The organism is Plasticicumulans acidivorans (assembly GCF_003182095.1).
Lineage (GTDB): Bacteria > Pseudomonadota > Gammaproteobacteria > Competibacterales > Competibacteraceae > Plasticicumulans > Plasticicumulans acidivorans.
The window spans coordinates 259,266-271,694 of record NZ_QGTJ01000001.1; the positions used below are offsets into that span (position 1 = coordinate 259,266).

Annotated in this window: 9 protein-coding genes; 6 read left to right on the top strand and 3 right to left on the bottom strand. The window is 65.5% G+C overall.

What is annotated here, in order from left to right:
* Nucleotides 1-84: 84 nt before the first annotated feature.
* The 4 genes from C7443_RS01085 (at nucleotide 85) to C7443_RS01100 (ending at nucleotide 5,332) form a co-directional block, all read left to right on the top strand.
* Nucleotides 85-792 (top strand): ABC transporter ATP-binding protein, encoded by a 708-nt coding sequence (locus C7443_RS01085; protein WP_211346130.1) that lies wholly within the window; start codon nucleotides 85-87, stop codon nucleotides 790-792.
* Nucleotides 789-3,269 carry an ABC transporter permease gene (locus C7443_RS01090; RefSeq protein WP_110016728.1) on the top strand — a complete coding sequence of 827 codons (2,481 nt, stop codon included), beginning with the start codon at nucleotides 789-791 and terminating at the stop codon, nucleotides 3,267-3,269. Before C7443_RS01085 ends, C7443_RS01090 begins: the two co-directional genes overlap by 4 nt.
* Nucleotide 3,270: 1 nt before the next feature.
* Nucleotides 3,271-4,434, top strand: coding sequence for a lipocalin-like domain-containing protein (locus C7443_RS01095; RefSeq protein ID WP_246004490.1), 1,164 nt, complete (start codon nucleotides 3,271-3,273; stop codon nucleotides 4,432-4,434).
* A 64-nt stretch (nucleotides 4,435-4,498) separates the two neighbouring features.
* On the top strand, nucleotides 4,499-5,332 hold the full coding sequence (locus C7443_RS01100) for an undecaprenyl-diphosphate phosphatase (protein WP_110016730.1): 834 nt from the start codon (nucleotides 4,499-4,501) through the stop codon (nucleotides 5,330-5,332).
* Between the two features lie 62 nt (nucleotides 5,333-5,394).
* Here the strand turns inward: C7443_RS01100 and C7443_RS01105 are convergent, their stop codons facing one another.
* Both C7443_RS01105 and C7443_RS01110 read right to left on the bottom strand, forming a co-directional pair.
* Nucleotides 5,395-5,877 (bottom strand): DUF934 domain-containing protein, encoded by a 483-nt coding sequence (locus C7443_RS01105; protein ID WP_110016731.1) that lies wholly within the window; start codon nucleotides 5,875-5,877, stop codon nucleotides 5,395-5,397.
* Nucleotides 5,870-7,564, bottom strand: a complete 1,695-nt coding sequence (locus C7443_RS01110) for a nitrite/sulfite reductase (protein ID WP_110016732.1) — start codon at nucleotides 7,562-7,564, stop codon at nucleotides 5,870-5,872. The genes C7443_RS01105 and C7443_RS01110 overlap by 8 nt, the downstream gene beginning before the upstream one ends.
* A 268-nt stretch (nucleotides 7,565-7,832) precedes the next feature.
* Here C7443_RS01110 and C7443_RS01115 point away from each other — a divergent pair, with 268 nt between their 5' ends.
* Nucleotides 7,833-9,716, top strand: coding sequence for an EAL domain-containing protein (locus C7443_RS01115; protein WP_110016733.1), 1,884 nt, complete (start codon nucleotides 7,833-7,835; stop codon nucleotides 9,714-9,716).
* 7 nt (nucleotides 9,717-9,723) lie between these two features.
* On the opposite strand, the gene C7443_RS01120 is transcribed toward C7443_RS01115, so the two are convergent.
* Complete coding sequence (locus C7443_RS01120; protein ID WP_110016734.1) at nucleotides 9,724-10,329, bottom strand: hypothetical protein; 606 nt, start codon at nucleotides 10,327-10,329, stop codon at nucleotides 9,724-9,726.
* Between the two features lie 223 nt (nucleotides 10,330-10,552).
* Between C7443_RS01120 and C7443_RS01125 the strand changes: the two genes are divergently transcribed.
* Nucleotides 10,553-12,346, top strand: coding sequence for a PHA/PHB synthase family protein (locus C7443_RS01125; protein WP_110016735.1), 1,794 nt, complete (start codon nucleotides 10,553-10,555; stop codon nucleotides 12,344-12,346).
* The last annotated feature ends 83 nt before the right edge of the window (nucleotides 12,347-12,429 follow it).

The window sequence follows — 12,429 nt, forward strand, 5'->3', positions numbered from 1 at the left end:
GCTCTACTCATAAATATGACCGCCATCAGCTTTAGTGCCAAACGGTCGCATGCACCGGCCACTCGACCGACTGCCGACACCTGCATGAAACAAAACGTGAAGAATTCCGCTACTGAGGTCCTGAGAATGCAGGGCGTCAGTAAAGCCGTGCGCGAGGGTAGCAGTGCCCGCCCCCTATTGCACAGCGTTGACCTGCACATCGCCCACGGGGAAATCGTGGCCTTGCTGGGAGCGTCAGGGACGGGAAAATCGACGCTGCTCAATCTTGCGGCAGGCCTTGAGCCCCCGGACGAGGGCACGGTCTGCCTGGATGGCGTCCCGCTCGATCGCATCCATGAGACGGCTCGCACCCGGTTGCGACGGCGTGCCATAGGCTTCGTTTTCCAGTTCTTCAACCTGGTTCCGACGCTGAGCGTCCTGGAGAACGCACGCCTGCCGCTCGAACTGAACGGTCTCGACGATGCTGCCACCACCACACGACTGCATGCGCTGCTCGACGCCGTCGGGCTGGGCGCGCGCCTGCATGCATGGCCGGCGCAACTGTCCGGTGGCGAGCAGCAGCGCGTCGCCCTCGTGCGCGCGCTGGTGCACCGCCCTGCACTGCTGCTGGCTGACGAGCCGACCGGCAGTCTCGATGCTGAAAGCGGGCAACGCGTACTGCAGCTGTTGATCGAGCTGGCCCGCGAGCATCAGTCAGCGGTGCTCATCGTCACCCATGACGCCAGCGTCGCAGCTGTCGCCGATCGTCGACTGAAACTCGTCGCTGGTCGGCTCGAAATCTGCCCGGCATGAGACTGCTGCTGCGCGCCATGTTGCGCGAGCTGTCGCAGCACCCGCTGCTGAACGCACTGGCCATCTTCGGCATCGCCCTCGGCGTCGCCGCCGTGCTCGCGGTTCAAATCGCCTCGATCAGCGCCCGCGCAAGCTTCGAACGCTCGACTCAAACCCTGAGCGGCCATACCAATTACGTCATTGAAGGCGGGCCAGCCGGCGTACCCGAAGCCTTTTACCGAACGCTGCGCATCGAGCTGGGCATACGTGACAGTGCCCCCGTCGTCAGCGGCTGGGTTCAGCTCGAAACCGATGGCCGCTGGTGCGAACTGATCGGCCTCGACCCAATCGCCGAACTCGGCTTCGGCCGCCTGCGTGTAGCGTCGGAGGCATCTCGCTCGTTTTCGCCTGCGGACAATGGGGTTTGGGTCAGCACGCAGCTCGCGCACTCGCTGCCGCATGCGGCGGACGGCACGCTCACGCTGCGCGCTGCCGAGCGCAGCCACCGCCTGCCGCTCGCCGGGGTGATCGATATCCCCGGCTCGCGACTGTTCGCCGACATCGCCAGCGCTCAGGTAATCCTCGGCCGCGGCGGCTGGCTGTCACGCATCGAATTACAGCTCGACGACCGTCAGGCTCAGCACCTGCGCACGCAGCTGCCTGCCGACCTCACGCTGCGCTCACAGCGGGAGCGCAACGAACAGGTGACGCAACTGAGCAGCGCCTTCGATTTCAACCTCACCTCGCTCAGCCTGCTGGTGCTGCTGATCGGCGCCTTCCTGATCTTCAGCACGATGCAGTTTGTCGTCACCCGGCGGCGGACGCTGTACCGACGCCTGTACGCACTCGGCGTCACCCGCGGGGAACTGGCAGGGCTGATCGCGGTGGAAGCAGCGATCCTCGGCAGCCTCGGCACGCTGCTCGGCGGTGTGATCGGCCTGTGGCTCGGACACGGCGTACTGCCCTTGTTCGTGCGCACCGTCGACGACCTTTATTACCCGCTCGCGACAGCAACGCTGACACTCACGTCTGTCACGCTGCTCAAGGTCACCCTCCTCGGCCTCGGCGCGACCCTGCTCGCCGCCTGCTGGCCGGGTCGCGAAGCCCTGCGCGAACTGCACTCGCGCGCACCCGAGCATCAGGCTCGCGCTGACCAACGCCGCGTCCGACCGCTGCTCCTGGCGCTTGCGGGTATCGGCGCAGCCCTCGTCATCATTGCCGGCAGCCGTGGTTTGCCCGCCGGGTTCCTCGCGCTCGCGCTGCTGGTCACCGCCGCGGTCCTCGTGATGCCGGACGCGTTGCGCTGCTTGACACGGCGGCTGCACCCGCTGCCGCTGCTCCGGCGCTCGCTGCTGTGGCGGCTGGCCCTGCGCGATATCGACCGCCACCGGCAGCGCACAGCCATCGCCGTCGTCGCCCTGGCTGTCGCACTCGGTTCGGCACTGGCGATGGCGGTGATGATCGACAGCTTCCGCAGTGGCGTCGAACACTGGCTGCACCAGCTGCTGCAGGCCGACATCTATGTGCAGCCGCAAGCGGCCGTCGGCAATCATCAGGCGGTGCCGCTGGCGCCGGGCGTAGTCGAGCGGCTGCAGGCCAGCCCCGGCGTCGCCGCGGTCGCCACCTACCAGCGGGTCGAGACGCGCAGCGGCCAACGCAGCGTGCAACTGATCGCGCTCGACGCACCACCGCAGGCGCGCGCCGGCTATCAGCTGATCTCCGGCGAGATGGCCGCAGCGTGGGCGGCCTTCGATCACGGCGCGGTGCTGATTTCCGAGCCGCTGGCCTGGCATGCGCAGCTCGGCGTCGGTGACCAGCTCACGCTCGCCAGCGACCACGGTCCGCTGCGCCTGCGCGTCGCCGGCATTTTTCGCGACTACGGCTCGGAACACGGTCGCGTTCTGCTGGCACGCCCGTATTTTGCCCGCGCCTTCGCCGACGATCGCCCCGGTTCAGCCGGCCTGTTCCTGACGGCGGGTACGCCGACCGGCGAGGTACTCGGTCCGCTGGCCGCGCAGCTGTCACCGCTGCAGGCGCTGGATTTCCGCTCCGCCGCGGAAATCCTCACTGCCTCGCTCGCCGTCTTCGACCGCACCTTCAGCATCACGGCGCTGGTGCGCGTGATCGCGCTGACCGTCGCCGTCGCCGGCGTGCTCGGCAGCCTGCTGGCTCTGGCCATCGAGCGACGACGCGAATTTGCGATCCTGCGCGTACTCGGTTTGATGCCCGGTGAGCTGCTGCGCCTGCTGTTGCTGGAATGTGGCTGGCTCGGTCTGGCGGCCGGTCTGCTGGCTCTGCCGCTCGGCCTCGGCATGGCCTACATGCTGACCGCAGTCATCAACCGTCGCGCCTTCGGCTGGAGTCTGCCCTTCGAAATCAGTGCCGAGACCCTGCTCAGCACGCTGCTGCTGGCCGTGCTGGCCGCGCTGCTGGCTGGTATCTATCCCGCCCTGCAACTGGCGCGGACACCGGCGGCGCGGACACTGCATGAAGAGTGAGATGAAACACTGGCGCGCAGCCATTCTGCTGCTCGTGGTATGCGCGGCGCTGGCACTGCGCGCACTTCTGCAGCCCGCGCCGGCAAGCTCGTCGGTGGCGGCCATCGAGGTGGGCGATGCCCTCGGTTCGGCCAGCAGTGCAGGCTATGCCCGTGCCTACGCCCCGCGGTCCTTCGTGTTTCCGGCGGATCATGCGGCACATCCAGATTTTCGCAATGAGTGGTGGTATTTCACCGGCAATCTGCGCGACCCGGCCGGCCGGGCGTTCGGTTACCAGCTGACGCTGTTTCGCATCGCCATCGCTCCGGGCGCACCCGCAGAGGACTCCGCCTGGCGCACGCACACGGTGTACATGGGACATTTCGCCATCAGCGATCTGGGCGCCGCGCGCCACCTCGGCTTCGAGCGCTACAGCCGGGCGGCGCTCGGACTCGCCGGGGCAACGACCACCCCGCTGGCGATCTGGCTGGAGGACTGGCGCATCGAAGCCGGTGATGGAGCCAATCCGCGCTGGCACCTGCAGGCAGCGGCCAAAGACGTCACGCTGCAGCTGACGCTGGAGCCCGTGCGCGCGATCGTGCTGCAGGGTGACGACGGCCTCAGCCGCAAGAGTGCCGAACCCGGCAACGCCTCTTATTACTACTCGGTTCCGCGCCTGGCGACGCAGGGCACCCTGACACTCGACGGCCAGCGCTTTGCCGTCAGCGGCCAGTCCTGGCTCGACCGCGAATGGAGTACCAGTGCCCTCGGCAGCGGGCAGAGCGGCTGGGACTGGTTCGCCCTGCAATTCGACGACGGCCGCGAACTGATGTATTACCGCCTGCGGCGCAGCGACGGCAGCAGCGATCCTTTGTCCGCCGGCACGCTGAGCTCAGCGGCGGGCATACTGCGCCACCTGCACTCCACGGACCTCACCCTCGAAGCTCGCGGCGAGTGGCGCAGCCCGTACAGCGGACTGCGCTACCCGGCCGGCTGGCATCTCGCCGTACCCGCTGCCGGCATCGACGTACAGGTCGTACCCAAGCTCGCTGAGCAGGAGATGCGCCTGTCCGTGCACTACTGGGAAGGCGCGGTCAGCGTGACCGACGCCCAGGGCCGGCGCCTCGGCGAGGGCTATCTGGAGATGACGCAGGACGGCCCCGCCGTCAGGACAAGGTGGCGTTAAGGAGCGCTGTGTCTACAATGGCGCACCTCATTGCGCAGCGCACCATTCAACACAAGGAGTCGTCTTGGAAACCCTGGAACTACTGAAAGCCCTGATTCTCGGCCTGGTCGAAGGCGCCACTGAGTTCTTGCCCGTCTCCAGCACCGGCCATCAGATCATCGTCGCCGACTTCCTGAACTTTACCGGCGAGCGGGCTAAGACCTTCGAAATCTTCATCCAGCTCGGCGCCATCATCGCCGTCATCTGGTACTACCGCGAGCGCATCGCCCACGTGCTGCGCACACTCGGCAGCGAACGCGCCTCGCAGCGCATGATCACCAATCTGCTGATTGCCTTCATGCCGGCGGCGGTCATCGGCCTCGCCTTCAACAAGGCGATCAAAGCCCACCTGTTCAATCCGATCACCGTCTCCATCGCCCTGATCGTCGGCGGCTTCATCATCATGCTGATCGAGGCGCGCAAGACGCAGCCGACCGTCAACAACACTGACGACATCACACCACGCACGGCGCTGCTGATCGGCGTTGCACAGTGCTTCGCGCTGGTGCCCGGCACCTCGCGCTCAGGCTCGACGATCATGGGCTCGCTGCTATGCGGACTGTCACGCCCGGCGGCGGCGGAGTTCTCGTTCTTCCTGTCAATCCCGACGATGATCGCAGCGACGCTGTATTCCCTGTACAAGGCGCGCGACGTGCTCTCCGTCGCCGACGTGCCGATGTTCAGCGTCGGCTTCATCGCGGCGTTCTTCTCCGGTTTCTTTGTCGTCAAGCTGTTCCTGGCCTACATCTCCAAGCACAGCTTCGTCGCCTTCGCCTGGTACCGCATCGTCCTCGGCGTCGCCGTGCTCGCCTACTTCTGGTTCAGCGGTGACTCGCTGACGGCAGTGATGGCCGACTGACCACCGCTGCACGCAAAAAAGCCCGGCGCACTGGCCGGGCTTTTTTTATGGGCGCCGCAAGATCAGCGGCGGCGGTACAGCGGCAGCGGCTCGTCGGCAGCCGGCTGGTAGCGGACGCTGAACTCGGAGAATGCCTGCAAGGCCGCCTCGGCATCCTGATCTTCCCGCAGCGCGAACGCATCGAAACCGACGCGAGCCATGAAGAACAGCTGATCGCGCAGTACCGCACCGACGGCACGGATCTCACCGGTATAGGCAAAACGCTCGCGCAGCAGTCGCGCCAACGTGTAGCCGCGACCGTCGGCGAATTTCGGGAACTCGATGGCGACGACGGCCAGATGCGGCAGATCCGCCGCCAGCTCGGCCGCCGCCGTGGTATTCGCCACCTGGACGCCGAGCGCCTGCCCGCGCGCCAGCAAAGCCTCGCGCTGCGCCTGCCAGCGCGCCAGCGGCACGATCAGCGGCCCGTCCGGCAGCGGCGCGTCGGCATCGACGCTGATGAAACGGTCGGCGATCAGGCGCCCATTCTTGATCAGCTCAGGCATGTGCATGCTCCAGCGACGGGTTGCGCGGCCTGGCCGCGCCATAGACCCGCTCCTTGAACGGGCGCACGCCGATGCGGCGCACGGTATCGAGGAAACGCTCCTCGGGCTCACGCTGTTCGACGTAGACGGCAATCAGCTGCTCGACGGTCGCAGCGACATCGGCGCGTGCCACTGACGGCCCGATGACCTCGCCGAGCGAGGCATCGTTGCCGGAATTGCCGCCGACGGTGATCTGGTACCACTCCTCGCCGTTCTTATCGACGCCGAGCACGCCGATGTGGCCGACATGCTGGTGCGCGCAGGAATTCATGCAGCCGGAGATGTTCAGGCGCAGATCGCCGAGGTCATACAGGTAATCGAGGTCGCTGAAACGCGCCTGGATGTCCTTCGCCACCGGAATCGCGCTGGCATTGGCCAGGCTGCAGTAATCGAGGCCCGGGCAGGCAACGATGTCGGCCAGCGTGCCGATGTTCGGCGTCGCCAGATTGACCGCGTCGAGCACCTGCCACAGCGCGTACAGATCCCCCTGGCGCACATCGGCGAGCAACAGATTCTGCGTGTGTGTCGAGCGCACCTCGCCAAAGCTGTAGCGATCCGCCAGATCGGCGACGGCGTCGAGCTGCCCGGCGCTGATGTCACCCGGCGCCGCCGCACCGAAGGTCTTCAGCGAAACGAACACCGCACGGTAGCCCGGCTGCTTGTGCTCGACGGTGTTGCGAGCCAGCCAGCGGCGGAAACCGGCATCGGCCTCGCGCTGCTCGCTCCAGCTGTGATCCTGCTGCGCAGCGGTGTCATAGGCCGGCGGCACGAAGCAGGCGGCGACGCGGTCGATCTCGGCCTGCGTCAGCGTCAGCGCGGAATCGCGGATCTGCACCCATTCGGCCTCGACGCGACGGGCGAACTCCTCGATGCCGAGCGCTTTGACCAGGATCTTGATGCGCGCCTTGTAGAGATTGTCACGCCGGCCTTCGAGGTTGTAGACGCGCAGGATCGCTTCCAGGTAGCTCAGCAGATCCTGCTTGGGCAGGAACTCGCGCAGGGTCTGGCCGATGATCGGCGTACGCCCGAGCCCGCCGCCGACCAGCACCTGAAAACCGGTTTCGCCGGCAGCATTGCGCACCAGATACAGACCGACGTCGTGCACCTGCGCCGCCGCGCGATCGCGCTGTGCGCCGCTGACGGCAATCTTGAACTTACGTGGCAGATACGAAAACTCCGGGTGCAGCGTCGACCATTGGCGGATGATCTCGCACCAGACGCGCGTATCCTCCAGTTCATCGGCGGCGACGCCGGCCAGGTGATCGGTGGTGACGTTGCGGATGCAGTTACCGCTGGTCTGGATCGCATGCATCTGCACGCTGGCCAGCGCCGCGAGGATGTCCGGTACGTCCTCAAGCGCCGGCCAGTTGAACTGGATGTTCTGGCGTGTCGTGAAATGCCCGTAGCCCTTGTCCCAGGTGCGGGCGATGTGCGCCAGCATGCGCAGCTGTGCGGATGACAGCAGGCCGTAGGGCACGGCGATGCGCAGCATGTAGGCATGCGTCTGCAGGTAGACGCCGTTCATCAGACGCAACGGGCGGAATTCGTCGTCGGCCAGCTCACCCGCCAGATAACGCGCCACCTGGCCGCGGAACTGCTCGACGCGCTGATCGACAAGTGTCTGATCGTATTGATCGTAGAGGTACATGTACGTTTCCCGAACCGTAGACGAGGATGAGTCGCTGGGCCGACTCCCGTGACTTGGACGGCAACGTAACATGCAGGTATATATTATAAAAACATCAAATAAAAATAGATTTATTCTGTTTAGTAATAAAAGACAGAATTAAATTTTAGTTAGTCTGTCCATACGAACCGGCGGCGCGCGTCATTGCCACGTCCGCTGCATCACTCCCTGCCGGCACACGCCACAGGGCGTTTCCTCTGTCGAACGTGACCACCGCCGGCGAACGTCGATGAATGCAAGTCTTCCGCCTCTGCACCCGCGCTTGCGCACTCTGCTTGAGCATTGCGGCATCCGCGATGCCCAGGCTGCGATCCCGGCGCCGACCTGGCGACAACTGGTCGAAGCCACCAGCCGTCAGTTCGACGTTTATGACGAGGAACGACGCAGCCTCGACCAGTCGCTCGAAACGCTGTATCGGGAAGTCGCCCGGCTCGGCGCGAACCTCGAACACAACACCGCCGTGCGCCTGACGGCCGAGCGCAATCTGCTGCGTACCGTGGTGCATTCGATCGCCGACGGCGTGTTCGTCCTCGACCGTGACGGCTGTGAGCGCTTGTCCAACAGCGCCGCCGAAACCATGCTTGGCTGGCCAGTCGGCGAGCTGCGCGGCAAGCCGCTGCTCGAACGCATCCTGGCAGCCGGCACGCACGCCCCGGACTACGCTCGCCTGCTCGAAGCAGGCCAGCCCTGGCGCGACGATGACGCGCACTTCCTGCGTCGTGATGGCTCGCAGAGCGCCGTGTCCTACACGCTGAATCCGATCGCCGGTGAGCAGGGGCCGACCGGCGCCGTGCTGGTGTTCCGCGACGTCAGCCGCCAGCGCGAAATCGCCCGCCGGCTGTCGCATCGGGCTTCGCACGATCCATTGACCGGGCTGGTCAACCGCGCCGAGTTCGAAGAACGCCTGGCCCGGCTGATCGAAGGCCCGCTGCCAGCCACAGCCCGCGATGCAGAGCATGTATTGCTCTATCTCGACCTCGACCGCTTCAAGACGGTCAACGACATCTGCGGCCATGCCGCGGGCGATGCCCTGCTGCGTCAGGTCGCCCGTCTGCTCGGTCAGCAGCTGCGCACCAGCGACACCCTCGCCCGTCTCGGCGGTGATGAGTTCGCCGTGCTGCTGGAAAACTGCCCGGCCGAACAGGGCACACGCATCGCCGACAAGCTGCTTGCAGCGATCCGCTCGTTCCGCTTCGACTGGCTCGGTAAACACTTCGAGATCGGCGTCAGCATCGGCGTCGTGCCGCTGCGGGGCGAGTGGCCGGAGATCGGTGCCGCGATCGCGGCGGCCGATCGCGCCTGCTACCGCGCGAAAAACAGCGGTCGTGACCGCTGGTGCCTGCTCGACCCGCAGACCGTGGACGAGCGTGATCTCGCCCAGGAGCGGCCGAACTGGGCGCAGCGCCTGCGCGAAGCACTGAGCCTCGGCCAGCTCGGCCTGTACGCGCAGACCGTCCGGGCACTCGACGGCACCGAGCCGGACTCCTTCGAGCTGTTCCTGCGCCTGCTCGACCCGCACGACGGTGAAGTGCCGCCGGGGGCGTTTCTCGCCGCCGCGGAGCGGCTGGATCTGGCCACCACCCTTGATCGCTGGGTGATCGACACGGCCCTCGCCCACATCGCCGGGCTGCCCGACGACGGCAGCCGGTTTTCCGTCAACTTATCGGCCGCCAGCCTGCGCAGCGGCAACATGGCGGCGTTCATCGCTGAACGCCTGCATCACTACGCCGTCAGCGGCACGCGGCTGTGCATTGAGATCACCGCCACCGATGCCCTGTGCCACTGGGATCGCGCCAGCGACCTGTTCAACGCCCTGCGCGAGCTCGGCTGTCGCTGCGCGCTCGACGACGTCGGCAACGGCCTGCCGGCACTCGGCCAGCTCGAAGCGATGGCGCTCGATTATCTGAAGATCGACGGTGACCTGGTGCGCGGCATGCTCGTCAGCCGCACCGATGCAGCGATGGTCGAAGCCGTCACACGCATCGGCCATGCCCTCGGCCTGCGGCTGGTCGCCGAGACGGTGGAAACCGAAGCCGCGCTGGAGCACATCCGCCGCCTCGGCGTCGACTACGCCCAGGGCTGGGCCATCAGCACCCTGCAGCGCTGGGCCTGAAACCGGCTCACTGCTGCAGCCGGCGGCGCAGCGCGGCGATGTCGACGGCGGCCAGCAGGCGCTGCGCATCGTTTTCATCACTCAGGCTGCTGGCGCTCAGGTGCAGCAGCAGATGCTCGCCGAGCAACACGGACATCTCGACGTCGTCGCCATTGCGCTTGAGCACGCCGCGATACTCGCCGAGCCGAAACGACTTGGTGCCCGGATCACTCGCCAGCAGACTGGCATCGGTCAGCTGCAGCGCGATGCCGGCGGTCAGCGGCGAATCGAGCGCCACTTCGAGCGCCATTTCTTCTTCTTCGCGGAAGTAGCGACGGCTGATCTGCAAACCGCCGCCGCCGATGCCGGGAAGCGAAACCGGATGCACCTCGGTTTCGTCAGCCTCCCAGCCAGCCGGCGCCGGTGGCAGCAGATCGCGATACTCGCCGGCCAGGCGCTGCTGCACGGCGCTGGTAGCGGCCGAAAAATCCCGCAGCGCCGCCAGCAGATGCCCATCGCGATAGGCATCAAGCCCCTGCCTGGCCTGTGCCTCTATTTCGTCCGCACGCACGCACAGCACCGCGACGCACAACCCGGCAACGCCCAGCACGCCACGCAATACCACGTGTTTCATCGGTTTTTCTTCCCGAGTGTCACAGTGTGCAGCATGGTTTCATAAAGCCTCGCGATGCGGCAACGCATCGCAGCGCGCGACGGCACGACATGTCTTAATGTGTAAAAAGAAATGCGGCTGACGAAAACCAACCGACGATTTCGGCCACTGAACCTGCCGAGATCACCTATAAGAATGAGCGGTCGGGTGCACTGCACCTGGCGCTTCACCAGGGAGAGAACTGATGGCTGACAGCAACACCCCCTTCACCCTGCCGCAGATGAATCTGCCGGACAGCGCCCGTCTCGCCGAGAACTTCGAAAAGATCTCCGAGCGCAGCCAGCGACTGCTGCAGGAATTTGCTTCCCGCAACACGTTCCAGATCCCCGACCCGGGCATCGTCGCCAAATCTTTCGGCGAACTGTCACAGAAGCTGCTGAGCGATCCTGGCCGGCTGATTCAGGCGCAGATGAACTTCTGGCAGGAATACCTGAACGTCTGGCAGACCAGCGCCCAGCGCATGCTCGGCGCCGAAGTCGAGCCGGTGGTCAAGCCGGCGCCCGGCGACAAGCGCTTCAAGGATGATGCCTGGGTCGAAAACGCGATCTTCGACTTCATCAAGCAGAGCTATCTGCTGGCGGCACGCTCGATCCACGAAACCGCGGTCGGCGTCGAGGGGCTCGACGAAAAGAGCGCGCAGCGCATCGAGTTCTACACCCGCCAGTACATCGACGCGATGGCGCCGACCAATTTCGCGCTGACCAACCCGAAGGTGCTCAAGGAAACCCTGGAGAGCGGCGGCGAGAATCTGGTCAAGGGTCTTGCCAACCTGCTCGAAGACCTGGAGCGCGGCAACGGCCAGCTGCGCGTCAAGATGACCGACCTGGAAGCCTTCGAGCCCGGCAAGAACGTCGCTGCAACCCCCGGCAAGGTCGTTTACCAGACGCCGCTGATGCAGCTGATCCAGTACACGCCGACGACGGCGGAAGTCTTCGAGAAGCCGCTGCTGATCGTGCCGCCGTGGATCAACAAGTTCTACATCCTCGACCTCGGCCCGAAGAATTCCTTCATCAAGTGGGCGGTCGACCAGGGCTTCACGGTGTTCACGATTTCCTGGGTCAACCCCGACGAATCACTCGCCGACAAGAATTTCGAGGATTACCTCAAGGAAGGCACGCTGGCCGCGCTCGATGCGATCAAGGAGGCCACCGGCGAGAAGGAGGTCAACGCCGTCGCCTACTGCCTCGGCGGCACGCTGCTGATGTCGACGCTGGCCTACATGGCGGCCAAGCGTGACAGCCGCATCAAGAGCGCGACCTGCTTTACGACGATGCTCGACTTCAGTGAGCCGGGCGAGCTCGAAGTGTTCATCGACGAGGAGCAGATCGAGCTGATCGAAAAGCAGATGGCCGAGAAAGGCTATCTGGAAGGCACGGCGATGGCCGGCGTCTTCAACATGCTGCGCGCCAATGACCTGATCTGGTCTTTCGTCGTCAATAACTACCTGCTCGGCAAGGAGCCGATGGCCTTCGACCTGCTGTACTGGAACTCCGACTCGACACGCATGCCGCGGCGGATGCACAGCTTCTACCTGCGCAATATGTACCTGTACAACAAGCTCAAGGACGCCGGCGGCATCAGCCTGCTCGGCACGCCGATCGACCTGAAGAAGATCAAGGCACCGGTGTTCTTCCTCTCGGCCAAGGAAGATCACATCGCACCGTGGACCGCGACCTACAAAGGCACGCAGCTGACCGGCGGGCCGGTGAAGTTCGTGCTTGGCGGCTCAGGCCACATCGCCGGCGTCATCAACCCGGCCAGCTCGAAGAAGTACGGATTCCAGACCAACGACAAACTGCCGCCGAGCGCCGACGAATGGCTGGCCGGTGCCGAGCAGCACGAGGGTTCATGGTGGCCGTACTGGCTGCAGTGGGTGGCGCAGACCTCGGGTGAAAAAATCCCGGCACGCCAGCCGGGCGACGGCAAGCTGACGCCGATCGAGGAGGCTCCGGGCTCTTTCGTCAAGATCCGCATCTGACGCACCCCCGACTGCGATCCCTCCGAACCCCCGCTGTGCGGGGGTTCTTGTTTATCCGCGGCTATCGCCGCGCACGGCGGCCC

Bases quoted from the DNA above. Each gene is read 5' to 3' on its own strand.
- C7443_RS01090 (WP_110016728.1), top strand. From the start codon at position 789: ATGAGACTGCTGCTGCGCGCCATGTTGCGCGAGCTGTCGCAGCACCCG.
- C7443_RS01105 (WP_110016731.1), bottom strand. From the start codon at position 5,877: ATGCCTGAGCTGATCAAGAATGGGCGCCTGATCGCCGACCGTTTCATC.
- C7443_RS01115 (WP_110016733.1), top strand. From the start codon at position 7,833: ATGAATGCAAGTCTTCCGCCTCTGCACCCGCGCTTGCGCACTCTGCTT.
- C7443_RS01085 (WP_211346130.1), top strand. From the start codon at position 85: ATGAAACAAAACGTGAAGAATTCCGCTACTGAGGTCCTGAGAATGCAG.
- C7443_RS01125 (WP_110016735.1), top strand. From the start codon at position 10,553: ATGGCTGACAGCAACACCCCCTTCACCCTGCCGCAGATGAATCTGCCG.
- C7443_RS01110 (WP_110016732.1), bottom strand. From the start codon at position 7,564: ATGTACCTCTACGATCAATACGATCAGACACTTGTCGATCAGCGCGTC.
- C7443_RS01120 (WP_110016734.1), bottom strand. From the start codon at position 10,329: ATGAAACACGTGGTATTGCGTGGCGTGCTGGGCGTTGCCGGGTTGTGC.
- C7443_RS01095 (WP_246004490.1), top strand. From the start codon at position 3,271: ATGAAACACTGGCGCGCAGCCATTCTGCTGCTCGTGGTATGCGCGGCG.